This window comes from Bacillus sp. HMA207, assembly GCF_003402455.1.
GTDB lineage: Bacteria > Bacillota > Bacilli > Bacillales > Bacillaceae_G > Bacillus_A > Bacillus_A cereus.
On record NZ_BEZT01000001.1, the window covers coordinates 1,170,680 to 1,194,720 of the forward strand.

The window sequence follows — 24,041 nt, forward strand, 5'->3', positions numbered from 1 at the left end:
ATTATGGAATTTCATAGGGGGAAGCGGGATGAGTGAAACGCTACTCGTTATTATTAGTATATTACTATTTTTAATGTTGCTTTTAATCGTCTTTTTTATCATTACATTTTTTATAAAAAAACGAACACACCATTCTATTTTAAAATTACATCCGTACTTAGGAAGAATGCGCTACTTACTGGAAAAGATAGGGCCTGAATTTCGACAATATTGGTTTGATCATGATACGGATGGAAAGCCTTTCTCACGTTATGATTTTCAAAGTGTTATGTTTTTAGCGAAATATCGCTCTGAAATACTTGGTTTTGGATCAAAACGAGATTTTGAAGCTTCTGGATATTATATTGCTAATACATTATTTCCGATATTAACTGAGGAATTAAGTGTGAATCTCACGCAAGAGCGGGAAGGTAAAAAGTACGTGATTCATAAAGAAGGGTTATTTTCAAGAAGAGAAAAATTGACAGCGGATACAACGAATCTTTGGCTGTACGAAGAAGAAGATGCAATTATAGTCGGTGAGAACCGTAAATATCCGTGGAAGCTACATGGCATGTTTGGTGCATCTGCGACTTCTTACGGTGCGATTGGAGAAAATTATATTTTAGCGAGTGGTTTTGGAGCAAAAATGGCAGGCGGATCGTGGATTAATACGGGTGAAGGTGGCGTTATTCCAGAACATTTACATACAGGAGCGAATATCGTTGCGCAAATTGGTCCAGGGTTATTTGGATACCGTGATGAAGACGGTAATTTTTCAATGGGAAAATTCATGGAGAAAGCGAAAGAAAGTAATATTAGAGCATTCGAATTGAAATTTGGGCAAGGTGCTAAAATACGTGGTGGTCATTTAGAGGGGCAAAAAGTAAATGAGAAAATTGCTTCTGTTCGCAACGTCCGAAAGGGAGAGACGATTAATTCACCGAATCGATTTTCATTTTTAAAGAATGCAGCGGATACACTTTGTTTTATTCAACAGTTGCAAGAAAACAGCGGTAAACCAGTTGGAATGAAAATTGTAATTGGTCAGCAGGAGCCTTTGGAAGATTTAATAAAAACAATGAAAGAACTAAACATTTACCCAGATTTTATTACAATCGACGGTTCAGAAGGCGGGTCAGGAGCAACGTATAAATCGATGGCAGATTATATGGGACTGCCGCTTATTCCAGCATTACTTACATTTATTGATACAGCAAACCATTATGGTGTCCGTAACAAGTTTAAAGTATTTGCATCGGGTAAATTAATCACACCAGATAAAGTGGCGATTGCTTTAGCGATTGGGGCGGATGCTGTAAGTTCAGCCCGTGGGTTTATGATGGCAAGTGGCTGTATTATGGCCCTTCAATGTAATTCTGGTCAATGTCCATCTGGTGTAGCCACGACGAATCCGCATTATCAAAAAGCGTTAGATCCGTATGAGAAGAAGTGGCGAGTCATGAATTATATTATTAGTATGAGATATAGTTTATTTTCATTAGCGGCAGCGGCGGGAGTGAAGAGCCCGCGCCATTTAACTAGAGAGCATATTGTGTTTAAAGACGAGGTGGGGAGAGTAGTTCCTCTTTCGGAATTGTTTCCTATAGTAAATCAAACCTAAAAGTATATTTGATGTGTAAGATTTTTTAGAGGAATAATTATATTTTTGGAAAAATTAGGAGTATAATAGGGGAGTATTTTTGAAAATGACTATTTTTAGGGAGAGATTCACTTGCAGCAAGGTTCGTACAGTATTACAATTTTTTTACTCGTCATAGGGCTCGTTATATTTAGACGCATGCGCTCTATGAATCGACCAATTAATAATAAAGGAAGACGACTACTATTGCCATTATTCTTCTTATTACCAGGTTTTTCTTTATACGCAGCACCGATACAACTTGCTGGTTGGCAAATTGGTATAGCTGCTGGGATCGGACTGTTATTGTCAATTCCACTTATTATTTTAAGTGGGTATGAAGTCAGAGAAGATGGTCAAATTTATGCAAAAAAAAGTATCGCTTTTATTGCTACATTTTTAGTTATCGTTCTTTTACGTGCTTATTTTAGAAGACATTTACAAGGTCTAGATCCAAAGTCAATCGGCATTCTTTTCTACACTCTTGCGGTTTGTTATATAGTACCTTGGCGTATTGGATGCTATATGAAATTTCGTAAAGTATATGTAGAGAAAGCGAAAATTGAGACGTCAATAAGCTAAAAGTCATACATTTGTATGGCTTTTTCTTTTAAAATTTATCGGGTAAACGAATGTAAATAAGGTGTGAAAAAACACTATATAATTTTCTGAATATTTTTACTTTGAATTCTTGAAAAATCATTGTAATCCACTGGAATAAAGGCGTTTATAAAGGTTTTCACATGTAATGAACAGTGCTCGTTCACTTGAAAGAACAAAAAATGTTTGTTAAGGTAGGGAACCATAAGCGAAAACAAGAAAATAGAAAAAGTCATTTTTCGAAATTTTGAATGGCTTATGGACTAAGGGAGAGATTTGGTGAAGATTGAAATTATGGTTTCGCTTGCTATTTATATGGCAGGTATGTTGTATATCGGATATTGGTCTTATAAGAAGACATCCGATTTATCAGATTATATGTTAGGCGGGAGGGGACTCGGCCCAGCAGTTACAGCTTTATCAGCTGGTGCTTCTGACATGAGTGGTTGGATGCTAATGGGATTACCTGGTGCGATGTATGCAACAGGATTATCAAGTGTATGGATTGCGATAGGTTTATTAATAGGTGCGTATGCAAACTATTTAATCATTGCCCCGCGTTTACGAACGTATACAGAAGTGGCAAATGATTCAATTACGATTCCAGACTTTTTAGAGAATCGGTTTAAAGATCGTACGAAAATACTTCGTTTTGTCTCCGCTATCGTCATTTTAGTATTTTTCACATTTTATGCATCGGCTGGTTTAGTTTCAGGTGGACGTTTGTTTGAAAATTCTTTTAACCTTGATTATAAAATTGGTTTATTTGTAACAGTAGGTGTCGTTGTTGCGTATACACTATTTGGTGGCTTTCTAGCCGTAAGTTGGACGGACTTTGTGCAAGGTTGTATTATGTTTATTGCGCTTGTACTAGTGCCAATTGTTGCTTTTACGGATGTCGGTGGTGTAACAGAAACATTTAATACGATTAAGCAAGTCGATGCATCGCATTTAGATATGTTTAAAGGGACCACAATACTTGGTATTATTTCATTTTTAGCATGGGGCCTTGGATATTTTGGTCAACCACATATTATTGTCCGCTTTATGGCAATTACCTCTATTAAAGATTTAAAAACTTCTCGTAGAATCGGTATCGGTTGGATGACGATTTCAATTATAGGTGCAATGCTTACTGGTCTAATTGGTATCGCCTATTATGCTAAAAATAATGCGACATTACAAGACCCAGAAATGGTCTTTGTAACATTCTCAAATATTTTATTCCATCCGTATATTACAGGATTTTTATTATCAGCTATTTTGGCTTCGATTATGAGTAGTATTTCCTCACAATTACTTGTTATTTCAAGTGCAGTAACGGAAGATTTCTATAAAACATTTTTCCGTCGTAACGCAAGTGATAAAGAACTTGTATTTATCGGTAGGCTGTCAGTATTAGTTGTAGCGATGATTGCAGTTGTTTTAGCGTATCATCCGAGTGATACAATTTTAACGCTTGTTGGATATGCTTGGGCAGGATTTGGATCAGCATTTGGACCAGCAATTTTATTAAGTTTATATTGGAAGAGAACGAACAAATGGGGCGTTCTTGCTGGGATGATTGTCGGTGCATTAGTTGTTATCACTTGGGTACAAATTCCAAGTTTAAAAGCGACTATGTATGAAATGGTACCGGGATTCTTCTGTAGTTTATTAACTGTTATCGTTGTAAGTTTATTAACGAAAGAACCCGTTAAGGCAGTTCATCGTGAATTTAATGAGATGGAAGCAGTACTGGAAGAAGAAAAGAAATGATTTGCAAAAAGAGTAAACGGTGAATAGCGTTTACTCTTTTTACATGTAAAATGAAAGTAAGGACTTATTGACAATAAAAAATAAGTAACTTATAATAAATCTTAAGTTCGAGATAAATAATGTTCATAATGAAAATTTATTATGGTTATAAATCGAACAAATATTTTTTGTGAATTATCTTGAATTCGAGATAATTCGATAGGTTAGACGCCGATACGTAATTTTGTGATTAATATCTCGAATTCGAGATAAAATTATAATGACGGATTTTACTTTGTAGCATGGACAAAATGAATAATGAATTTAAATGTAAAAGAATTTTTATAATGAAATAAAAAAGGAGTGGAAGAAATGGAAAAGAAAACAACGGGAATCCATCATATTACAGCGATTGTAGGGCATCCACAAGAAAATGTAGACTTTTATGCTGGTGTATTGGGGTTACGTTTAGTGAAACAAACAGTGAATTTTGATGATCCAGGTACGTACCATCTTTATTTTGGAAATGAAGGAGGAAAGCCTGGAACAATTATTACGTTTTTCCCATGGGCAGGTGCTCGTCAAGGTATTATTGGAGATGGTCAAGTAGGAATTACATCTTACGTTGTACCAAAAGGTGCAATGGAGTTTTGGGAAAATAGATTAGAAAAATTCGATGTTTCGTATACAAAAATGACTCGTTTTGGAGAGCAGTATTTAGAATTTGATGATCCGCATGGTTTGCATATAGAATTAGTTGAAAGAGAAAAAGGCGAATTAAATAATTGGAGTTTTGGAGAAGTTACACCAGAAGTAGCAATTAAAGGGTTTGGAGGTGCTGTTCTTTTATCTACACAGCCTCAAAAAACTGCTGAATTGTTAGAACATATTATGGGTCTTGAGAAAATTGGAGAAGAGGGTGAATTTGTTCGATTCCGTTCTTCTGCTGACATTGGAAATATTATTGATTTGAAATTATCAACAATCGGTCGTGGCCAAATGGGCGTTGGCACAGTTCATCATATTGCCTGGAGAGCGAGTGACGATGCTGATCAGCTAGACTGGAAAGAGCATGTGTCGCGTTTTGGATATCACGTAACTCCTGTACAAGATCGAAATTATTTTAATGCGATTTATTTTAGAGAACATGGTGAAATCTTATTTGAAATTGCAACAGATCCTCCTGGTTTCGCTCATGATGAATCGTTAGAGACGATGGGTGAGGAATTAAAGTTACCGGAACAATATGAACAACATAGAAAACAGATTGAACAAACGCTTTTACCATTTGAAGTGAGAAATTTAGATTAAAGTGATTGAAGGGGGAAAAGGATTATGATGAAACATGTTTTTCAAAAAGGAAAAGATACGTCAAAACCAGTGTTGTTATTACTTCATGGCACAGGTGGTAATGAATTAGATTTACTACCACTTGCAGAAATAGTTGATCCGGAAGCGTCGGTATTAAGCGTTAGGGGAAATGTGTTAGAGAATGGGATGCCGCGTTTCTTCCGCCGATTAGCAGAGGGCATTTTTGATGAAGAGGATTTAATTTTCCGTACGAAGGAATTAAATGAATTTTTAGATGAAGCGGCTAAAGAATATAAATTCGATAGAAATAACATTGTAGCTATCGGTTATTCGAATGGGGCAAATATCGCAGCAAGCTTATTATTCCATTACGAAAATGCATTGAAAGGTGCTGTGCTTCATCACCCAATGGTACCAAGAAGAGGAATGCAATTAGCAAATTTAGCAGGGAAATCTGTATTTATTGCTGCTGGGACAAATGACCCAATTTGTTCATCAGCAGAGTCAGAGGAATTGAAGGTACTATTAGAAAATGCAAATGCGAATGTAACAATGCATTGGGAAAATCGAGGGCATCAATTAACGATGGGTGAAGTAGAAAAAGCAAAAGAGTGGTATGACAAAGCATTTTAAAAAAGAAGCATCTGCTAACGATTAGCAGATGCTTCTTTTTTATTTAAGACTGGATTGCAAGATGAGATGAAGAAAGTGGTAGCTCAATATCAACAATTGTACCTTTATTTAATTCGCTTGAAATGTGTAATTTACCATGATGTTCTTCAATTATTTTGTAACACATCATTAATCCTAGTCCTGTGCCTTTTTCTTTTAAACTATAAAAAGGTTCGCCTAGACGGGAGATACGATCTTCTGGAATGCCACAACCTTCATCGATAATTCGTATTAAGATGAAATTATCCTCTAATGGTTTTGTTTGGATGAAAATATTTCCGCCATTTGGCATCGCTTCTATCGCATTTTTTAATATGTTTATAAAAACTTGTTTTAATTGGTTACCGTCACATTGAATATCATATACGTAATCAAAATGATCCATGATGATATGAACGCTATGCATAATTGCAGTCGGTAAAATAAATGTAACTACCTCTTCAATTAAAGTTTGTATGTTACAAGTTTGGATAGATAATACTTGTGGCTTAGACATCGCCATAAATTGACTCGTAATGGATTCCATTTGTGAAATCTCACTTAACATAACATCGATATACCATTTTTGCTCCTCATTTATTTCAGGGAGGAGCAACGTTAGAAAACCCTTTAGGGAAGTGAGTGGATTTCGAATTTCATGGGCAATTCCAGCTGTCAGTTGTCCGACTACTGCGAGCTTCTCAGATTTTCGTAGTAACTTTTCAGTTTCTTTTAGCTCAGTAACATCTCTCCCCATCACGATAAGACCTTTGCGAGAACCATCAGGATGATAAAGCGGAACTTTTGATATACTTAAGATTAGATCGAAATCATCTCTATGTATAATAAATTCCTCGCCATGAAGAATTTGTCTTTGTTGCCATGCTAGTTCATCGATTTCTTCACAATGTAAAAAAGCTTCTCGGTATGCTTCATTATATTGAATGAGTTCGCTATCTTTTTTCCCGTGGTAAGGTACATGATGGAAATTGAAGCAAGAAAGTGCGTAGTCATTTGCCTCAAGCCAGCGCCCTTCATGATCTTTAAATATAACAAAGGCAGGCATGGAGTTTACTAATGTACGTAATCTCTTCTCACTTTCTTTTAGCATATTCTCAATTCTTTCTGATTTTTCAAGCGGCTTCATAATAGCATATACGCCAGTAAGACGATTTTGAACAAAAATAGGAACTAGTTTTGTCACAACATCTAATAAGAATCCATTTTTATGATAAATAGATAAGATATACTCTTGTTGATTATCCGCTTCAGTATTCTTTATATTTTGTAATACTTGCTCAGAAATATGGGCTTCTAAAATAGAGGTAATATTTTTCTGTTCTAATTCTAAAGAAGTGTAACCTAATATTCTTTCGGCAGAAGGATTTATATGTAGAATAACTCCTTCTAAATTTAATGAAATAATACTATCAGGATTGTGTTCGAACAGAGATGCGTACATTTCTGTTAATGAACGATCTTGTATATGGTTTCGCAAACGTCTAGAAATGTTCGGATGACGTTTTTTTTGAGTTGGTGAATATTTTTTACGACTCATAATAGTTCCTCCGTACAAATAGCATCTAAAAAGATTTGTCTATTCATAACTATAATATAGATGTAATGTGTATTTCTATAAAAAATGGAAGTTATAGAATAAATTTTGTTTTTTTTATTTTTTGCAAGGTGAATGCAGGATGGTAATAAGGGGAGCTTATATTGTTTTATAAACCTTTTGTAAGTTACAGACGGCTGTTTTCCGTATAACATTAGGGTAGAGGAGGGGGAGAGAAAATGAAAAATTATATTCAAGGGATTGATCACGTGCAAGTAGCTGCACCTGTAGGGTGTGAAGAAGAGGCGCGTGATTTTTATGGGAATACGATTGGTATGGAAGAAATTCCAAAGCCAGAAGAGTTGAAAAAACGAGGTGGATGTTGGTTTAAATGCGGAAATCAAGAAATCCATATTGGTGTCGAGCGGAACTTTACACCAGCTAAAAAGGCTCATCCAGCTTTTTATGTGAATGAAATTAATGAATTTAAGCAAACACTTATAGAGCAAGGTGTTAAAGTGATTGATGATTATGCACGGCCAGATGTAATTCGATTTTACGTGTCAGATCCATTTGGAAACCGAATTGAATTTATGCAAAATAAAGACTAGGTGGATTCCCACCTAGTCTTTAACTTCTTCTGAAAAGTCCTAACACTTCTACAGTTTCTGTAATATTAACGAAAGCATTCGGGTCGATTTCAGAAATTGTTAGTTTCATACTTGCTAATTCTTCACGAGAAACGACGGTCATAAGTACACGCTTTTTCTCGCTTGAATAAGCACCTTCGCCATCAAGTAACGTTATTCCACGTACAACAGTTGAAAGAAGTTGTTTTTTCATTTTTTCTGCTTCATTTGTTACAATCATAAGTGTAACTTTACGATGTTTTGTATGAACAGCATCAATTACTTTACCAGTTACATAAATTGAAAGTAAGCTTGTAAGTGCAACATCCCAGGTGAAGAAGAATCCTGCGATTATTACAACGACTGCATTTAAAATAATAAGGAATCCGCCAAGTTTAATGTCTCGCTTACGGGATAAAAGCATACCGATAATATCAAATCCACCAGTGGATCCATTACAGTTAAAAACAAGACCAATACCAGCTCCGGCGATTACACCTCCGAAGATAGAAGATAACAATGGATCTGTTGCTACGACTTTTACTGGAACGTAGTATAATGCAACAGATAATACAACTACAGAGACAACTGTGTTAAAAATTACTTTTTTTCCAAGACCTATGTACCCTAAAATAAGGATAGGTAAGTTTAATACAAAGTTAATAATGCCTGTGTTTACAGGGGTTACAATCCCTAAAATAATAGCAATTCCGCCAATTCCACTACTTAAAATTTTGTGGGGGATAAGGAAAAGATTAAAGGCAACCGCAATAATAATAGAACCGATAATAACACCAAGGAATCTGACCATTTCTTTCCCGTCCTTCACTGAAAAATTCATATTATTTCAAGATTATATATGATATTGAAAGTTTTGGGTAAAAACAGTTTATTTAGGTAAATTAGATTAATCAAAAGAATTTGAGTATTTTATCATTTGAAAGGGGATACAGTTGTGAAGATAAAAACATATCAACAGAAAAGCCCGTTGAAGCAAGAATGTGAGGATTCTTATTTTTGTAATAAAGAAAAAAAGATTTATGGTGTATGTGACGGTGCAACACCACTTGTCCCGTTTCGTGATGAAAAGGGACATAATGGAGCATACATCGCTTCGCATTTATTTGCAAGTTATTTTACTGCATTACGAGAGAATCATAGTTTACAATTTGCAGTTGCCAAAGCAAATGAAGCATTGCAAAGCAAAATGTTAGAATATGAAGTAGACACGAGAAAAAAAGAGCATTTGTGGTGCACATGTATCGCGGCAGTCCAAATAGTTGGTGAGAAAATTGAATATGCGCAGCTTGGGGACTGTATGATTGTCGCAACTTTTCAAAATGGAACGATGCAAGTATTAACGAAAGACACAGTTGAAGGAATTAGTAAAAGAGCAAAAAAGAAGAGGGAAGAAGATCGTAAAAAAGGGTTATCTGTACCAGAAGAATATGTTTTTCAAGATGTTCGAGAACAGTTAAAATACAATCGTTATCTTGCAAATATGCCAAATGGTTATTCAGTTGCAAATGGAATGAAAGAAGCGATACATTATTTACAAAATGGTGAATTACATACAGATGAAGTGAGTGGGATTTTTATTTGTTCAGACGGGTTATTTCACCCAGATTGGTCATTAGAACAAACTGTTGCATATATAAGAAAGAATAGTATAAACGAATATATAGCAATTATTGAAGAGCTAGAAGCGGAAAAGAGAATAAGGCCAGATGATAAAACGATTATTATGATTGATTTTTAAGAGGAGGCAGTTCAAATGGAAATTAAACGTGTCAATCTAACATTTCAAGATGAATTAGTTCCTTTAGAAAAAGTAAACAAACTGATTATTCACCATACAGCTGAAGATGGATGGGACGTGTATAAAACGCATGAATTTCATCAAACTGTAAGGGGGTGGAGCGGAATTGGTTACAACTATTTTATCGAAAAGGATGGAACTGTAGTGGAAGGACGAGGTTTACATATTGGAGCGCACGCGAAAGACCATAACCGCCATACAATTGGAATATGTATGACGGGAAATTTCGATAAATACGATCCCACTCCCCCGCAAGTGAATGCATTATATTCTTTATGTAAACTGTTTATGAAGCAATTTGCTATAAAGAAAGAAAATATACTCGGTCATAGAGAGTTAGAAGGAGTTACAAAAAGCTGTCCTGGTAATCGTTTTTCTATGGTAGAGTTAAGGAAGATACTATCTTAAATATAGAGGAGTAACAACGATGATGAATATAAAAATACCAAATGATAAAAAAGAAGAACTTGTAGCACAAATTCAGCAATTTTTTATGGAAGAAGATTTAGATGAAATTGGACGTTTCCAAGCAGAGCGTTTAATAGAAGAAATGATTAAATTAGTTGGACCGTTTGCATATAATCAAGCAATTGGAGATGCAAGAAAGCTTGTAAGTGAGAAATTAACGAATATGGAAGAAGATTTATACGTGCTAGAGAAGAATGAAGGAAAATAAAAAAAGAGCCGATGGGCTCTTTTTTTATTTTTCTTTCTTGTGTTCTTTATATTCATGTACTTTTTCTTTTACATTACCAACTGTATCTTTAGCAGTGCCTTTCACCTTATCCCATTTTCCTTCAGCTTGTAATTTCTTATTGTCAGTTACTTTCCCAACAACTTCTTTTACTTCACCTTTTACCTTATCAATGGCACCTTCTACTTTTTCTTTTAAACCATGATCATGTTTAGTCATACATTTCTCCTCCTTGTAGTTTGATTAGAATTCTCTTTTCATATTGCAAGTTGAATGATGTATCTAGTAATATCGTAACAAATCTAGTTTGAATATTCAAATGATTAATAGGATAGAAAAGGATTTGTCATAAAATGTTTAAAAATGTAACGGAAGGAGAAATAAAGTAAATTATATGTCTTTTGCGGTCCATATTGATTTTGTATAAGCAATTTTCATGTGGGCACGTTCCATGTTATTTTGACTGCCGCTACCGAACCTTGCTTGTCCAACTATTAAAGTACAATTGGATTCAATAGCTGTCTTAATTCGTTTTTGAATTAATGCAGTGTGACAGCCTTTACGCTGAAATTCTGGTAAAGTAGCAGAAGCAGCTAATGATGCGACACCTTTATTTATATACAGGACACCAATACCAGCAGGGATATTTTGAACTTCAGCTATGAAAAAATGCCATCCTGGTTCATTGTAAAGAATTTCATTATTTTGGCGTACGCTATCTTTTGTAAAGGATGGCATATTAAATCCACGTACATATATGTCTGCAAAAATATCAAATTCATTTTCTTTCAGTTTTCGTAATGTAATATTAGAAGGAAGAAGTGATGAACTCTCTCTGGGTATACTATACAAAGCAGTATGGAAGCTAGATTGGTAAAAACCTTTTTGAGATAAGTATTGAAATAGTTCAGTTGTGCCTTGCGCTGGTGTAATTTCAAAACGGCAAGGAATTTGTAGTGATTCATAATAAGAAATAATTGCATCAATCGCATCTGCATTTGTAATACCTTTTACCGTATTAAAAGCAGGACCGGCAATTATTTTTGATGAAAAGGCAGTGGCACTACCGAAATTTTTCATTTGCACTTGCATTGGGTTTCCGCTCATTGTTTGTAGTCTCTCTAATCTAGAAGAGAGCATATCAATTTCTGCATTTTCAATTTCTGTTGCTATATCGAGTGTCATAACAGTAGTCATAAAATTCCTCCGTTAATAAATATATTTCATAGTACATATACGATTTTTGTTTTGAGATTCCTGTTGAAATGTGAGAGAATAAGAGGTTTTTTGGAAGGGAAATGGAAGTGAGCTGTCGAAGGGAGTGGAAACAGATTAAAGGTGGTGCTCTCATGAAACAAAAAACCGTGCAGACATGCTCTAATTGTGGTTCTCAAAACATAGGAGAAGGTGAGTTTGTCGGATATGCACAAATACGGAAAAAGGAAACGATGTTCACATCTTCACCGGTGGATGCTTATATTTGTACAGATTGCGGGAATATCCTTCTATTAAAAGTACGACATTATGAAAAGTTTAAGCAGAAGCCGTTATGATCATTGAGAAATGGTCATATCCAACGTTGTATACGAAACGACTTATGTTAAGGAAAATGAATATGAGTGATAGTTTACATATATATGAGTATGCTACAGATAAAGAGATGATAACTTTTACTGTATGGGATGCTCATCAATCGTTATGTGACACATATAACTATGTAGAAGAAATTGTGGGGCAATATAATGAAGGGCAAGTAGCACCTCTTGGAATTGTATTAAAAGAGGAGAAAAAACTTATAGGCACGTGTGGATTTATAAAATATGATTTGGTCACACATACAGCAGAAATTGCATACGCCTTATCTCGAAAATATTGGGGAAGAGGATTAGCCACGGAGGCTGCATTAGCTTTTTTCTACTATGGTTTTCATGAGTTGCATCTTAATAGTATTGAAGCGGGATGTGATTCAGAAAATGAAGCATCTGAAAAATTAATGAAACGTTTGAATATGGAGTACAAATATACAATTCAGAAGGATATGTTTATTAAAGGTAAGAATCGCGATACAAAAAGATATTGTATATCTAGAGAAGGATATATGAATCAATGAAATATCTTACATTGAAAACTCCTTTAAATGAATCAAGGAGTTTTTTTATTTTGATAACAACAAATCGGAGTTTATCTTTTTGTTCGTGTGTTCGGAGTATGGGAGATATATCGAATTTTAGTAGAAAATAAGGAATACAGTAATCGTTTTATTTTTAAACTGAAAAAGAAAGTAAGAAAAAAGATAGATAGTTTATCGTTCTGAATTATTTCCAAAGAAATAATTCAGAAAATACAGAAAAATGTCGTAATCATTTGCGGAAGTCTGTTATAATAAACGAAAAAATGAAAACGCTTTAAAGGGGATATAACCAATATGATGATGAATGTACCGCTAACAATTAGTTCTATGATGGAAAGAGCAGAGAAACTGTTTTCGAAGAAAGAAATTGTTTCACGGACGCATGATACAGTTACAACGTTAACGTATAAGCAGTTAGGGGAAAGGACGAGAAGACTCTCCAGTGCGTTGGAAAAGCTTGGAATTAAAGAAGGTGAACGTGTAGGAACATTAGCGTGGAACCATCATCGGCATGTGGAAGCGTATTTTGCTATTCCAGGTATTGCTTCTGTTTTGCACACAATTAACATTCGTTTATCTCCTCAACATATTTCATATATTATTCAGCACGCAGAAGACCGAATTCTACTTATAGATGAAGATCTCGTACCGCTTGTTGAAAATATTCAATCACAATTATCAACTGTACAAGCTTACATTATTATGACTGATAAAGATGAACTCCCAAACACTACGCTGAAGCCTGTATATCATTATGAAAAGCTATTAGAAGAAGGCGATCCAAATTTCCAATTTGTAAAAGATATTGATGAAAATACACCAGCTGGTATGTGTTATACGTCAGCGACTACAGGAAATCCGAAAGGTGTTGTATATACGCATCGTAGTACTGTATTACACTGTATGGCACTCGGTTTAGCGGATACAGCTGCTTTATCGGAAAGTGATGCTGCAATGGCGATTGTACCGATGTTCCATGTGAACGCTTGGGGACTTCCTTTCGCTGCTACTTGGTTTGGGTCAAAACAAGTTCTTCCAGGACCGATGTTTACTCCGAAAATTTTATTAGAGATGATTCAATCAGAAAAAGTGACGTTAGCTGCGGGTGTGCCGACAATTTGGCTCGGCGTATTACAAGAGTTAGAAAATAATAGTTACGATTTATCTAGTATGACGAGAATACTATGCGGAGGTGCAGCTGCGCCGAAAAGTGTTATTAAAGCATTTGAACAGAAACATAATGTTCCGTTCATACATGCATATGGTATGACTGAAACGAGTCCACTCGTAACACTTGCGCGTTTAAAAAGTTATGAAACGGAAGTATCGTATGAAGAGCAACTAGAAATTCGCTCTAAACAAGGATATCTTGTACCTGGTGTCGAGATGAAAGTAGTCGGTACAAATGGTGACGTGAAGTGGGATGGTACTGAGATGGGAGAATTATGTTTACGAGCACCTTGGATCGCTGAAAGCTATTATAACGATGATCGTACTGTCGAAGGTTTTCGCGATGGATGGTTATATACTGGTGATGTTGTCACAGTGGATGAGGAAGGTTGCGTGAAAATTGTTGACCGTACGAAGGATGTTATTAAAAGCGGGGGAGAATGGATTTCTTCGGTCGATCTTGAAAATGCTTTAATGGCACATGATGCTATATTTGAAGCGGCTGTCGTTGCAGTTCCTCACCCTCAGTGGCAAGAGCGACCAATTGCCTGCGTTGTTCAAAAGAAAAATAGTACGGTTACAAAAGAAGAAATATATGAGTTTTTAAAACCACAGTTTGCGAAGTGGTGGTTGCCAGACGATATTGTCTTTATGGAAGAAATACCGAAAACATCTGTTGGGAAGTTTTTAAAACAGGCGCTTCGGAAAGAACTGGAGCATTTGCATAGAGAGAAATAAGTGAACTTCTATTTGTAAACTCTAATACATTAACGGTTGACAAAAGAGGGGTGGAAAGATAATATAATTTTTGTGATATGTTATCTAAAAACAATTTTAAGTTTACAAATAGGAGAAGCAAATATGAATACAAAAAATTTAGTTTTCGTCGCTTTATTTAGTTCTATTATGGGAGTGTTAGGGTTAATACCTCCGATTGCTCTTTCTATTACACCAGTTCCAATTACATTGCAATCACTCGGTGTTATGCTTGCGGGTGGGTTGTTAGGATCACGTCTAGGTGCGTTAAGTCAGCTTATTTTCTTACTTATTGTAGGAGTTGGAGCACCATTGCTTGCTGGTGGACGTGGTGGCCTTGGTGTATTTGTTGGACCAAGTGCAGGATATTTACTTGGTTACATCATTGGGGCGTTTGTTATTGGTTATTTAATTGAGCGTTTACGTGAAGTTTCTATTATAAAAGTATTATGTATTAATATAATTGGTGGTATTTTCGTAGTTTATGTATTTGGTATTACTGTACAAGCGTTCTTAATGGATGTTTCTGTATGGGAGATAATGAAAGTGAGTGCTGTGTTTTTACCAGGGGATTGTATAAAAGCAATTATTGCGGCAGTTCTCGTAACAAAATTACATCGTTCATTGAAACATATTATTACGCCCGCTTTAAAGAATGGAAAATATACAAATGCGGGATGATAAAGGGAAGAAACACGTTAATTGCGTGTTTCTTTTTATTATTATTGTAAAGAAAGGACGTCTCATATGGGGATTACAAAAGAATATAAAAAGCATGCCTCTTTACAACCAAATAAAATAGCGATAAAGGAAAATGATAGAGTTTTAACATATAAAGAGTGGTTTGAATCAGTTTGTAAAGTAGCAAGCTGGTTAAATGAAAAAAAATCGAAGAATAAAACGATAGCAATCCTATTAGAAAATCGTATAGAGTTTTTACAACTATTTTCTGGTGCCGCTATGGCCGGGTGGGTTTGTGTTCCGTTAGATATAAAGTGGAAACAAGATGAGCTCAGAGAAAGAATTGAAATTAGTAATCCGGATATGATTGTGACAGAACGATATAAGGTGAATGATCTATTGGATGAAGAAGGAAGAGTAATTGAAATTGATGAGTGGAAAAGAATGATAGAGAAATATCTTCCTACATATTCCACTGTAGAAAGTGTACAACATGCTCCTTTTTATATGGGATTTACATCAGGATCAACAGGAACAGCAAAAGCATTTTTACGTGCACAGCAATCGTGGGTTCATAGTTTTGATTGTAATGTACATGACTTTCATATGAAAAGGGAGGATTCAATTTTAATAGCTGGGACGCTCGTTCATTCTCTTTTCTTATACGGGGCAATAAGTGCATTATATGTAGGACAAACAGTGCACATTATGAGAAAGTTCATTCCGAATCAAGTATTAGATAAGTTAGAAACTGAAAATATATCGGTTATGTATACAGTTCCGACAATGCTTGAATCTTTATATAAAGAAAATAGATTAATAGAAAATAAAATGAAAATTATTTCATCAGGAGCGAAATGGGAAGCTGAAGCGAAAGAAAAAATAAAGAATATATTTCCTTATGCGAAAAGATATGAATTTTATGGTGCATCAGAGTTAAGTTTTGTAACAGCACTAGTCGATGCAGAAAGCGAAAGAAGGCCAAATTCAGTAGGAAAACCTTGTCATAATGTGCAAGTTCGAATATGTAATGAAGTAGGCGAAGAAGTACAAAAAGGTGAAATAGGAACTGTTTATGTGAAAAGTGATCAGTTTTTTATGGGATACATAATAGATGGGGTTTTAACACGGGAGTTGAATGCAGAAGGCTGGATGACAGTGCGAGATATAGGCTATGAAGATGAAGAAGGCTTCATATATATTGTTGGTAGAGAGAAGAATATGATTTTATTTGGAGGAATCAATATTTATCCAGAAGAAATAGAAAGTGTATTACATGAACACCCAGCTGTTGATGAAATAGTTGTAATTGGTGTGAAAGATAGTTACTGGGGTGAAAAGCCGGTCGCGATCGTAAAAGGAAGTGCTACAAAACAACAATTAAAGAGTTTTTGCTTACAACGATTATCCTCGTTTAAAATACCGAAAGAATGGCATTTTGTAGATGGAATACCTTATACAAATAGTGAGAAAATCGCTCGTATGGAAGCAAAAAGTATGATTGAAAACCGGGAGAAAATATATGAATAGAGCAGTTATTGTAGAGGCGAAAAGAACACCTATTGGTAAGAAGAATGGGATGTTAAAAGAGTATGAAGTTCAGCAATTAACAACGCCGCTTCTTACGTTTTTAAGTAAAGGGATTGAGAGGGAAATAGATGATGTCATATTAGGTAATGTTGTTGGGCCAGGAGGGAATGTTGCGAGACTATCTGCTTTAGAGGCGGGACTTGGCTATCATATTCCTGGTGTAACGATTGATCGGCAATGTGGTGCTGGTTTAGAAGCAATTCGAACTGCGTGTCATCTCATTCAAGGCGGGGCAGGTAAGTGTTATATCGCCGGGGGAGTAGAGAGTACAAGTACGTCACCTTTTCAAAAAAGAGCACGATTTTCACCTGAAACAATTGGTGATCCTGACATGGGAGTAGCGGCTGAATATGTTGCGGAGCGTTATAATATAACGAGAGAAATGCAAGACGAGTATGCTTGTCTTAGTTATAAGCGGACACTGCAAGCGTTAGAAAAAGGATATATACATGATGAAATATTTTCTTTTAATGGATTATTAGATGAATCTATAAAGCCAGAAATGAATTATGAACAAATCATTAAAAGAACAAAGCCCGCATTTTTACAAAATGGAACAGTGACGGCAGGTAATTCATGTGGTGTAAATGATGGGGCATGTGCTGTTCTTGTAATGGAAGAGGGACAAGCCCGAAAGTTAGGGTATAAACCTGTCCTTCGTTTCGTTCGTAGTGCTGTAGTGGGAGTGGATCCTAATCTTCCAGGGACTGGTCCGATATTTGCGGTGAACAAATTATTAAACGAAATGAATGTAAAAGTAGAGGACATCGATTATTTTGAAATAAATGAAGCATTCGCCTCAAAAGTTGTTGCTTGCGCAAAAGAGTTACAAATTCCGTACGAAAAAGTAAATGTAAATGGTGGAGCAATTGCGCTCGGTCATCCGTACGGCGCATCTGGTGCTATGCTTGTAACACGTTTGTTTTATCAGGCACAAAGAGAGTCTATGAAATATGGAATTGCTACATTAGGAATTGGAGGCGGGATAGGGATTGCGCTATTATTTGAGAAAGTAGAAGACTAGCGAGGTAACTAGTTTTCTACTTTTTGAGGAACATAAACATTACTACCAGGTTTCGCTTTCATTTCGTTCCAAGCAGCAATCGCATCAGCTTTTGCTTTCCCTTTATTATTTGGATCTTCGAAAAAGTCACGAGTAAAGCGATTGTATTCAAATTGTGCACCGATAGTTGTTTTGTATGCAGGGTCTTTTTTTCGTTTGTTTTCTTCATGCCAAAAAGCTACCGCGTCTTCATATGTTTTTCCAACATTGTCTTTAAAAAACTTTTGAAGAGCTACTGTAAAGCGGAAGTTTGCTCCGATTTTTTCTTTGAAAAAAGCACGAACCTCTTCGCTACAGCGGTGATTGTTAGTAATAATCGTTTGAAGAGAAAGGTCTTTATAGGATAGGGAAGCTTTACTCACCTTTTGAACAGAGCTGTTTTTTAATATTTTACCAGTAGTTAAATAATGTGAGATACGCTCGGTTATTTCGATCTTAGAGCCACTAGCTGGCAACCCATTCTCACGACAAAATGTTTGGAGTTCTGCTTTTAACCAATAATAGTTTTGGAAATCTTCAATTGATATAGACTTTGTTAAAGGTGGACGCATGAATGTAACAACTACTTTCTTCCATAATTTTCTTTAATTATAAAACGTATGTTCTTTTTATGGAAGGGTTAATTTGTAAATATAATGGGAAGAGGAGATTACATATGGAAAATGTAATGCAAGTTCGTGTTACGGGAATTTTAATTGAAGGTGAAAAATTATTGCTAGTAAAGCAAAAAGTTGCTAATAGGAATTGGTCTTTACCTGGAGGAAGAGTGGAGAATGGCGAAACGTTAGAGGAAGCAATGATTCGAGAAATGAGAGAAGAGACAGGGTTAGAAGTTAACATTCAGAAGCTACTCTATGTTTGTGATAAACCAGATGCTCGCCCGTCTTTATTACATATAACGTTTTTGCTTAAAAGGATTGAAGGTGAAATTATGCTACCTTCTAACGAGTTTGATCATAATCCAATTCATGATGTGCAAATGGTGCCGATTAAAGATTTAAGTCATTATGGTTTTTCGGAAACTTTTATCAATCTTATAAGTGAAGGTTTTGTAAATGCAGGGAGTTATCAAGGTTTGAAACAAAATATAGGTCTGTAAATATAGGGGAAGGATAGCCTTTCGCTATCCTTCATAACATGTTTTAAACTGCTGACTGTAAAGAAGAAACAAGCTGATTTAAAAATTCATCTCCACTCATAATTGCTTTCCCGCCACCGCGGGCACTCTTTTTATTTCCGCCACCTTTTCCTTCGATTGTAGGAAGAGCATCTTTTAAAAGAGCATTCATATCGAGCGATACTGATTTTCCGCAAGCGAGAATACATTGTAGTTTGTCATCATTTTCGATGACGAAATACGTAATTGCATGCTCTTGTTGTTCTGTAATAATAGCGGAAAGCTTTGCGATTTCTTGCATAGAACGATTTGTAAATACTTTAGAAATAAGTATGCCGGCATGTATTTCCGTAGGGTGTTGAAGTAGTTCATTTGCCTCTGCAAATAATAATTTTTCATTCATTGTTTGTATTGCTTTTTCGTTTTCTTTTTGAGAAGTAAGCAGTTGCGCCACTTTTGCTGGAATATCAGTTTCGCTACTGTTTAATTGTTTAGAAACATTTTTCATAATTTGTTGCTGTTGTCCCATTAATTTAAGTGTACGCCAACCAGCGATAAACGTTAAGCGTATACCACCTTTATTGCGCTCCCATCCTAGTACTTGAATAGGACCAACTTCACCAGTTCGTTTCGGATGCGTTCCACCACAGCCGTTGTAGTCAAAGTTTTCGATCATAACAACGCGTATATTTTCTGTCATAGTCGGTTCTTTACGAAGGGGCAACCTTTTCGCTTCTTCTAAGTTCATCCACTGGATGCGGATTGGATGGTTTTCAAAAACAATTTTGTTTGCAATTTGTATTGCTTTTTCAACCGTTTCTGCATGAAGATTTTCTGTTTCTAAATCAATTGTTACTGTTTCTTTACCAAGATGGAATCCAATTGTAGGCATGTTAAAATGGTCCCAAAAAGCAGCAGATAAAATGTGCTGAGCTGCATGTTGTTGCATATGATCAAAACGGCGATCCCAATTGATTTTACCTTCTACGTCTTCTGTATGTAATTGTTCTGCAATGTAGTGACGAATTTCGCCGTTTATCTCTTCTACATTGATTACATTGATATCATTTAATGTACCAGTATCATATGGTTGTCCGCCACCTGTCGGATAAAATGCTGTTTCATTCAAAACAACGTATAAGTTACCGTCTTTATCATAATCTTGCTTTATAATTTTAGTAGTAAAGTCTTGCTTATAAGCGTCAGTGTAATATAATTTGTGCTCCAATTTTCTTTCTCCTCCCGCATTAACTAGTTTCATTGTAAAGCAATTGAAATTAGTTTCCTAATATTTCAGAAGAAAGAAACTATTTTTAGAATTTTCTTGCTATAATAAGAAAAAGAAAATGCGGGGGTGGAATGAATATGTTATATGAAAACGGCGTAGATAAACTGCTTAGTTTAAGCAGAAATATTTCTGAATTATATCGAGAATTAAATGAAATGACCCGGATTTTAACGGATTGTAATCGAGAAAGTGTGAAGTTTGATCGGTTATATGTAAAAGAGTTACTTTGGAAGAAAGAAGATGTAATAGAGAAATATGACCAGCTACTTGTACAACTTTGTATTAACGAATGCTTTGATCTAAAAAGTGTCATTACAGGGGAATATAAGTATACATATGAAGAAGTAGAAAACATAGTTTTACAATTTAATGAAAAGTATAATGTCGCAATCTTAATTAAAGATGTGTGTAAAGAATTACAGTTCACATATGGAATTGATATGGACATAACGAGAACAACTCGGGTATCAACAGCTCAAGTATAGAAAAAGGAAAAGAAAGCAGATCCTTTGCTTTCTTTTTTTTGTGAAAATAGAGAGAGTAGGTTTAACGATGAAGGGGAAGCTACAGCATATTCATCCGCTTGGAATGAGTATTATTTTAGGGACATTGTTTGCTAGGTTTGCAACTTCAATGAGTATCCCTTTTTTAGCGATTTATTTAACGACTGTTAAAGGTGTATCAGCTGGAATGACTGGTGCTATTATCGGAACGAGTGCACTTGTTGGTGTTTTTGCTAGTTTTATCGGAGGGAATTTATCAGATCGATTTGGCCGGAAAACAATTATGCTCTGGTCCATGATCGTTTGGATTTTTGTGTTTATAGGTTTTTCACTTGCGGATCATGTTTTAAGTTTCTTTTTATTAAACGCTTTAAATGGATTATGTAGGTCGTTTTTTGAGCCAACATCAAGAGCATTATTATCAGATTTAACAAAGCCTGAGTATCGGTTACTCGTCTATAACTTACGATACGGTGCAATAAATGTTGGAGTTGCTATTGGACCAATTGTTGGATTACAGATTGGAAGTGCAAAATCAACAATTCCTTTTTTAGTAGCAGCTGGGGTATATATTCTATATACAGCTATATTAGCGTTCCAATTTAAGAAGTATCCAATGGAAAAAAAGAAAGTGAGTACAGAAAAACCTGTTACAATGTTAAATGCAATGCGTATATTGCGAAAAGATATAGTATTTTTAGTTGCTTTAGTCGGTATTATTTTGAGTAATTGCGGTTTTTCACATTTAACGACGACAGTATCTCAATATTTTGCAAATGCACATATATTTGAGGATGGGGTGAAGCTATTCTCATATATGCTCGCTTTAAATGCAATTGTTGTAGTGATTATCCAATACCCTGTTATTCAAATGTGCAAAAAGTATACACCGTTAACATCAATTATGGTTGGGACTTTATTTGTGAGCGGGGGATTATTTGGCTTTGGAATAGTAGAATCTATGCTAGGTGCTGCCGTTTGTACAATTATTTTTACAATTGGAGAAGTCTTAATGTTTTCGATGACGGATGTATTTATTGATGATATTGCTGTTGCGCATCTAAAAGGAACATACTTCGGTGCGATGGGTTTTTCGGGAATTGGAGCAGTAATAGGTCCGTGGTTTGGAGGAGTACTTCTCGATTACTACGGGTACCAAAATGGGTTTGCAGTATTTTCAGCACTAGCTATATTTTCAACTGTGGCATTTCCTGTGCTTTTAGTTACAAAAGGTTTATCGAAAAAAAGATATGATAGAAATTCTAATATAGAAATGCATGCGAAATAACATAAGCCCCAGTAACCAACTGGGGCTTAGTGTGTATTATATTAACTCTTAATTTGAAAAAAGAACTTTCATTTCATGCTTATCAGCAACTTCATTTTTGGAAATATGAATGGCTAAATATCCATTTTCTAAGCAGGCTAGCATCTTCTTATAAATAATATTATCGGGTAAAGGAATGATCCGCTGTAAAGAAATATTATTATGAAGTATGCAAATGGTTAGGCCTGTCTTCATCTTTTTAATGACTACATTTTGTTCAGTTACATTTGGTACATCTGTTTCCAAAATGTATTCTTGTTCCGTTTCGCAAAGGTCAATATGAATTTGATTTGGGAAACTAAAGTTACTACAAGAGTCAGAACAAAATTGATCCATCCATTCTTCGAAACCATCAACATGAAAAAGACAATCCTTCTTTTTCTTGCCCATGTAAGACACCCTCCGTAAAATCTCAATTCATACTATGTTATGCATGAATGAATTAGGGGTGAAGAATAAATGGAAAAATATAAACATTGTATGTGGAAAAGATAGCTAGTGTGCACTTTTTGTTTTACATATCATGATGCGCATGATGTTTTTGGCGTGAATGGTTACGGTTTTTTACTTTATGAGATCCGCTTAATGGTTCAGGTTGTCCTTTTTTTTCTTTTGCTTCACGATTGTTTTTTCCCATGGTATGTGACACCTCCTCTTCCTCTTTAGAATGAGAAAAGTTTGCAAATTTATACGAGAATGTTTTTAGAAAAAAAGGTAAAGATAATTGGGACTAACTATTACAGAAAGGGGATTATATAATGCCATATCATAAAGATAAACAACAAGCGTTTCAAGCAGCGCAGCAAGGCGTTACACAAGCAGAAAATGCATTTAACAACATTGTGAAAAATGATCCAAACTACGGTCATGATTTAAAAGAATTACGCCAAGAGGTTCAGGAAGCATATGAACAAATTCAAAATGCACTAGAGGTAGCTTCAGAAACACAACGTCCACAACTTGAGCAATATGAAAATAATCTCCAAAATATAATGCGAAATGTAGATCAATTAGAAAAGTAAATGAGGTTGTTGTTTATTCGACAACCTTGCTGCTTTAGTAAACGTTATGCTAAAACAGAAAATTTTTCTATTAGTTTTTTCTTTGCTATGTGCAGTACATATATTTCAAGTGGAAAAAGTGGAAGCGAAAATGTTGCTCAGAAAAGAGTTAGAACCAACTGGTTATGTAACATGGGAAGTACCTAATAATGAAAAAATTATTGCAATTACATTTGATGATGGACCAGATCCAACGTATACACCACAAGTTTTAGATTTATTACGTCAATATAAGGCTGAAGCGACATTTTTTATGATTGGATTTCGAGTTCAGCGCAATCCATATTTAGTGAAACAAGTGTTAAAAGAGGGACATGAAATTGGAAATCATACGATGAATCATTTGTATGCGAGTAATTCATCAGATGAAAAATTAGAAAATGATATTTTAGATGGAAAGAAATTTTTTGAAAAATGGGTGAAAGAACCTTTGTTATTCCGTCCTCCTGGCGGATATATTAACGACGCTGTATTTAAAACAGCGAAAGAAGCTGGTTATCAAACTGTTCTATGGTCGTGGCATCAAGATCCACGTGATTGGGCAAATCCAGGGGTTGAATCCATTGTAAATCATGTAGTGAAAAATGCTAAAAGTGGCGATATTGTATTGTTACATGATGGAGGAAATGATCGTAGTCAAACGGTAGCGGCACTAGCAAAAATTTTACCTGAACTGAAAAAGCAGGGCTATCGATTTGTAACGGTTTCGGAATTACTACGTTATAAACATTAGAAAA

Annotated in this window: 28 protein-coding genes and 1 pseudogene; 21 read left to right on the top strand and 8 right to left on the bottom strand. The window is 35.3% G+C overall.

The features are described 5' to 3' along the window. Positions 1-28 precede the first annotated feature (28 nt). From HMAS_RS06320 to HMAS_RS06340, 5 genes are all read left to right on the top strand, one after another. Positions 29-1,603 carry an FMN-binding glutamate synthase family protein gene (locus HMAS_RS06320; protein WP_000005171.1) on the top strand — a complete coding sequence of 525 codons (1,575 nt, stop codon included), beginning with the start codon at positions 29-31 and terminating at the stop codon, positions 1,601-1,603. 111 nt (positions 1,604-1,714) lie between these two features. Further along, entirely contained in the window at positions 1,715-2,203 is a 489-nt protein-coding gene (locus HMAS_RS06325) for a cytochrome c biogenesis protein CcdC (RefSeq protein ID WP_016111168.1), read from the top strand. Between the two features lie 297 nt (positions 2,204-2,500). Beyond that, positions 2,501-3,979, top strand: coding sequence for a sodium/proline symporter PutP (putP, locus tag HMAS_RS06330; RefSeq protein WP_000687591.1), 1,479 nt, complete (start codon positions 2,501-2,503; stop codon positions 3,977-3,979). A gap of 351 nt (positions 3,980-4,330) precedes the next feature. Further along, positions 4,331-5,269 (top strand): ring-cleaving dioxygenase, encoded by a 939-nt coding sequence (locus tag HMAS_RS06335; protein WP_000412754.1) that lies wholly within the window; start codon positions 4,331-4,333, stop codon positions 5,267-5,269. A 24-nt stretch (positions 5,270-5,293) separates the two neighbouring features. Continuing rightward, positions 5,294-5,902 carry an alpha/beta hydrolase gene (locus tag HMAS_RS06340; protein WP_000975488.1) on the top strand — a complete coding sequence of 203 codons (609 nt, stop codon included), beginning with the start codon at positions 5,294-5,296 and terminating at the stop codon, positions 5,900-5,902. A gap of 43 nt (positions 5,903-5,945) precedes the next feature. On the opposite strand, the gene HMAS_RS06345 is transcribed toward HMAS_RS06340, so the two are convergent. Continuing rightward, on the bottom strand, positions 5,946-7,478 hold the full coding sequence (locus HMAS_RS06345) for a BA3702 family sensor histidine kinase (protein ID WP_000087650.1): 1,533 nt from the start codon (positions 7,476-7,478) through the stop codon (positions 5,946-5,948). 236 nt (positions 7,479-7,714) lie between these two features. Between HMAS_RS06345 and HMAS_RS06355 the strand changes: the two genes are divergently transcribed. Then, positions 7,715-8,086: a VOC family protein gene (locus tag HMAS_RS06355; RefSeq protein WP_000800772.1), complete on the top strand. Its 372-nt coding sequence runs from the start codon at positions 7,715-7,717 to the stop codon at positions 8,084-8,086. Between the two features lie 19 nt (positions 8,087-8,105). Here the strand turns inward: HMAS_RS06355 and HMAS_RS06360 are convergent, their stop codons facing one another. Beyond that, the gene (locus HMAS_RS06360) at positions 8,106-8,915 is read right to left on the bottom strand and encodes a YitT family protein (RefSeq protein ID WP_000251344.1); all 810 of its coding nucleotides are present in this window, start codon (positions 8,913-8,915) and stop codon (positions 8,106-8,108) included. Positions 8,916-9,041: 126 nt separating this feature from the next. On the opposite strand from HMAS_RS06360, the gene HMAS_RS06365 reads away from it, so the two are divergent. Genes HMAS_RS06365 through HMAS_RS06375 form a run of 3 tightly spaced genes read left to right on the top strand, consistent with a single transcriptional unit; the run spans position 9,042 to position 10,599 of the window. Continuing rightward, complete coding sequence (locus tag HMAS_RS06365; protein ID WP_114555913.1) at positions 9,042-9,863, top strand: protein phosphatase 2C domain-containing protein; 822 nt, start codon at positions 9,042-9,044, stop codon at positions 9,861-9,863. A 15-nt stretch (positions 9,864-9,878) separates the two neighbouring features. Beyond that, complete coding sequence (locus HMAS_RS06370; RefSeq protein WP_000404001.1) at positions 9,879-10,331, top strand: peptidoglycan recognition protein family protein; 453 nt, start codon at positions 9,879-9,881, stop codon at positions 10,329-10,331. A gap of 19 nt (positions 10,332-10,350) precedes the next feature. Next, positions 10,351-10,599, top strand: coding sequence for a DUF2164 domain-containing protein (locus tag HMAS_RS06375; protein WP_000981066.1), 249 nt, complete (start codon positions 10,351-10,353; stop codon positions 10,597-10,599). A gap of 24 nt (positions 10,600-10,623) precedes the next feature. Here HMAS_RS06375 and HMAS_RS06380 read toward each other — a convergent pair whose 3' ends face one another. Both HMAS_RS06380 and HMAS_RS06385 read right to left on the bottom strand, forming a co-directional pair. Then, positions 10,624-10,836: a CsbD family protein gene (locus HMAS_RS06380; protein WP_000160410.1), complete on the bottom strand. Its 213-nt coding sequence runs from the start codon at positions 10,834-10,836 to the stop codon at positions 10,624-10,626. A gap of 171 nt (positions 10,837-11,007) precedes the next feature. Next, on the bottom strand, positions 11,008-11,814 hold the full coding sequence (locus HMAS_RS06385) for a GNAT family N-acetyltransferase (protein ID WP_000214346.1): 807 nt from the start codon (positions 11,812-11,814) through the stop codon (positions 11,008-11,010). A 152-nt stretch (positions 11,815-11,966) separates the two neighbouring features. Between HMAS_RS06385 and HMAS_RS06390 the strand changes: the two genes are divergently transcribed. The 7 genes and pseudogenes from HMAS_RS06390 (at position 11,967) to HMAS_RS06420 (ending at position 17,969) form a co-directional block, all read left to right on the top strand. Continuing rightward, complete coding sequence (locus HMAS_RS06390; RefSeq protein ID WP_000810948.1) at positions 11,967-12,170, top strand: hypothetical protein; 204 nt, start codon at positions 11,967-11,969, stop codon at positions 12,168-12,170. Further along, entirely contained in the window at positions 12,167-12,727 is a 561-nt protein-coding gene (locus HMAS_RS06395) for a GNAT family N-acetyltransferase (protein ID WP_000582837.1), read from the top strand. The genes HMAS_RS06390 and HMAS_RS06395 overlap by 4 nt, the downstream gene beginning before the upstream one ends. Before the next feature lie 63 nt (positions 12,728-12,790). Beyond that, a pseudogene (locus HMAS_RS06400) lies at positions 12,791-12,931 on the top strand (transcriptional regulator); the annotation flags it as partial. Between the two features lie 111 nt (positions 12,932-13,042). After that, positions 13,043-14,656, top strand: a complete 1,614-nt coding sequence (locus HMAS_RS06405; protein ID WP_116344721.1) for a long-chain fatty acid--CoA ligase — start codon at positions 13,043-13,045, stop codon at positions 14,654-14,656. Between the two features lie 123 nt (positions 14,657-14,779). Next, a complete protein-coding gene (locus HMAS_RS06410) occupies positions 14,780-15,355 on the top strand; it encodes a biotin transporter BioY (protein WP_001093333.1) in 576 nt (191 codons plus the stop codon). A gap of 66 nt (positions 15,356-15,421) precedes the next feature. Further along, complete coding sequence (locus HMAS_RS06415) at positions 15,422-16,885, top strand: acyl-CoA synthetase (protein WP_116344722.1); 1,464 nt, start codon at positions 15,422-15,424, stop codon at positions 16,883-16,885. Continuing rightward, complete coding sequence (locus tag HMAS_RS06420; protein ID WP_116344723.1) at positions 16,878-17,969, top strand: acetyl-CoA C-acyltransferase; 1,092 nt, start codon at positions 16,878-16,880, stop codon at positions 17,967-17,969. Before HMAS_RS06415 ends, HMAS_RS06420 begins: the two co-directional genes overlap by 8 nt. Before the next feature lie 8 nt (positions 17,970-17,977). On the opposite strand, the gene HMAS_RS06425 is transcribed toward HMAS_RS06420, so the two are convergent. After that, positions 17,978-18,559 carry a DUF6434 domain-containing protein gene (locus HMAS_RS06425; protein WP_001247730.1) on the bottom strand — a complete coding sequence of 194 codons (582 nt, stop codon included), beginning with the start codon at positions 18,557-18,559 and terminating at the stop codon, positions 17,978-17,980. A gap of 104 nt (positions 18,560-18,663) precedes the next feature. Between HMAS_RS06425 and HMAS_RS06430 the strand changes: the two genes are divergently transcribed. Continuing rightward, on the top strand, positions 18,664-19,107 hold the full coding sequence (locus HMAS_RS06430) for an NUDIX hydrolase (protein ID WP_006927347.1): 444 nt from the start codon (positions 18,664-18,666) through the stop codon (positions 19,105-19,107). 43 nt (positions 19,108-19,150) lie between these two features. Here the strand turns inward: HMAS_RS06430 and HMAS_RS06435 are convergent, their stop codons facing one another. Next, on the bottom strand, positions 19,151-20,353 hold the full coding sequence (locus tag HMAS_RS06435; RefSeq protein WP_006927344.1) for an alanyl-tRNA editing protein: 1,203 nt from the start codon (positions 20,351-20,353) through the stop codon (positions 19,151-19,153). A gap of 137 nt (positions 20,354-20,490) precedes the next feature. Between HMAS_RS06435 and HMAS_RS06440 the strand changes: the two genes are divergently transcribed. Both HMAS_RS06440 and HMAS_RS06445 read left to right on the top strand, forming a co-directional pair. Further along, complete coding sequence (locus HMAS_RS06440) at positions 20,491-20,898, top strand: hypothetical protein (protein ID WP_000965149.1); 408 nt, start codon at positions 20,491-20,493, stop codon at positions 20,896-20,898. Between the two features lie 67 nt (positions 20,899-20,965). Then, positions 20,966-22,204: an MDR family MFS transporter gene (locus HMAS_RS06445; protein WP_000676812.1), complete on the top strand. Its 1,239-nt coding sequence runs from the start codon at positions 20,966-20,968 to the stop codon at positions 22,202-22,204. Between the two features lie 48 nt (positions 22,205-22,252). On the opposite strand, the gene HMAS_RS06450 is transcribed toward HMAS_RS06445, so the two are convergent. After that, positions 22,253-22,633 (bottom strand): Hsp20/alpha crystallin family protein, encoded by a 381-nt coding sequence (locus HMAS_RS06450; RefSeq protein ID WP_000516749.1) that lies wholly within the window; start codon positions 22,631-22,633, stop codon positions 22,253-22,255. 124 nt (positions 22,634-22,757) lie between these two features. Continuing rightward, the gene (locus HMAS_RS06455) at positions 22,758-22,880 is read right to left on the bottom strand and encodes a small acid-soluble spore protein P (protein WP_000517649.1); all 123 of its coding nucleotides are present in this window, start codon (positions 22,878-22,880) and stop codon (positions 22,758-22,760) included. Between the two features lie 121 nt (positions 22,881-23,001). Between HMAS_RS06455 and HMAS_RS06460 the strand changes: the two genes are divergently transcribed. Both HMAS_RS06460 and pdaB read left to right on the top strand, forming a co-directional pair. Beyond that, the gene (locus HMAS_RS06460; RefSeq protein ID WP_001146295.1) at positions 23,002-23,265 is read left to right on the top strand and encodes a hypothetical protein; all 264 of its coding nucleotides are present in this window, start codon (positions 23,002-23,004) and stop codon (positions 23,263-23,265) included. 46 nt (positions 23,266-23,311) lie between these two features. Further along, on the top strand, positions 23,312-24,037 hold the full coding sequence (pdaB, locus tag HMAS_RS06465; protein WP_061665781.1) for a polysaccharide deacetylase family sporulation protein PdaB: 726 nt from the start codon (positions 23,312-23,314) through the stop codon (positions 24,035-24,037). The last annotated feature ends 4 nt before the right edge of the window (positions 24,038-24,041 follow it).

Coding starts and splice junctions, on each gene's coding strand:
- HMAS_RS06455 (WP_000517649.1), bottom strand. CDS start 22,880: ATGGGAAAAAACAATCGTGAAGCAAAAGAAAAAAAAGGACAACCTGAA.
- HMAS_RS06360 (WP_000251344.1), bottom strand. CDS start 8,915: ATGGTCAGATTCCTTGGTGTTATTATCGGTTCTATTATTATTGCGGTT.
- HMAS_RS06385 (WP_000214346.1), bottom strand. CDS start 11,814: ATGACTACTGTTATGACACTCGATATAGCAACAGAAATTGAAAATGCA.
- HMAS_RS06425 (WP_001247730.1), bottom strand. CDS start 18,559: ATGCGTCCACCTTTAACAAAGTCTATATCAATTGAAGATTTCCAAAAC.
- HMAS_RS06345 (WP_000087650.1), bottom strand. CDS start 7,478: ATGAGTCGTAAAAAATATTCACCAACTCAAAAAAAACGTCATCCGAAC.
- HMAS_RS06370 (WP_000404001.1), top strand. CDS start 9,879: ATGGAAATTAAACGTGTCAATCTAACATTTCAAGATGAATTAGTTCCT.
- HMAS_RS06460 (WP_001146295.1), top strand. CDS start 23,002: ATGCCATATCATAAAGATAAACAACAAGCGTTTCAAGCAGCGCAGCAA.
- HMAS_RS06405 (WP_116344721.1), top strand. CDS start 13,043: ATGATGATGAATGTACCGCTAACAATTAGTTCTATGATGGAAAGAGCA.
- HMAS_RS06420 (WP_116344723.1), top strand. CDS start 16,878: ATGAATAGAGCAGTTATTGTAGAGGCGAAAAGAACACCTATTGGTAAG.
- HMAS_RS06440 (WP_000965149.1), top strand. CDS start 20,491: ATGTTATATGAAAACGGCGTAGATAAACTGCTTAGTTTAAGCAGAAAT.
- HMAS_RS06390 (WP_000810948.1), top strand. CDS start 11,967: ATGAAACAAAAAACCGTGCAGACATGCTCTAATTGTGGTTCTCAAAAC.
- HMAS_RS06415 (WP_116344722.1), top strand. CDS start 15,422: ATGGGGATTACAAAAGAATATAAAAAGCATGCCTCTTTACAACCAAAT.
- HMAS_RS06320 (WP_000005171.1), top strand. CDS start 29: ATGAGTGAAACGCTACTCGTTATTATTAGTATATTACTATTTTTAATG.
- HMAS_RS06445 (WP_000676812.1), top strand. CDS start 20,966: ATGAAGGGGAAGCTACAGCATATTCATCCGCTTGGAATGAGTATTATT.
- HMAS_RS06355 (WP_000800772.1), top strand. CDS start 7,715: ATGAAAAATTATATTCAAGGGATTGATCACGTGCAAGTAGCTGCACCT.
- HMAS_RS06450 (WP_000516749.1), bottom strand. CDS start 22,633: ATGGGCAAGAAAAAGAAGGATTGTCTTTTTCATGTTGATGGTTTCGAA.
- HMAS_RS06375 (WP_000981066.1), top strand. CDS start 10,351: ATGATGAATATAAAAATACCAAATGATAAAAAAGAAGAACTTGTAGCA.
- HMAS_RS06380 (WP_000160410.1), bottom strand. CDS start 10,836: ATGACTAAACATGATCATGGTTTAAAAGAAAAAGTAGAAGGTGCCATT.
- HMAS_RS06335 (WP_000412754.1), top strand. CDS start 4,331: ATGGAAAAGAAAACAACGGGAATCCATCATATTACAGCGATTGTAGGG.
- HMAS_RS06410 (WP_001093333.1), top strand. CDS start 14,780: ATGAATACAAAAAATTTAGTTTTCGTCGCTTTATTTAGTTCTATTATG.
- HMAS_RS06430 (WP_006927347.1), top strand. CDS start 18,664: ATGGAAAATGTAATGCAAGTTCGTGTTACGGGAATTTTAATTGAAGGT.
- HMAS_RS06340 (WP_000975488.1), top strand. CDS start 5,294: ATGATGAAACATGTTTTTCAAAAAGGAAAAGATACGTCAAAACCAGTG.
- pdaB (WP_061665781.1), top strand. CDS start 23,312: ATGCTAAAACAGAAAATTTTTCTATTAGTTTTTTCTTTGCTATGTGCA.
- HMAS_RS06395 (WP_000582837.1), top strand. CDS start 12,167: ATGATCATTGAGAAATGGTCATATCCAACGTTGTATACGAAACGACTT.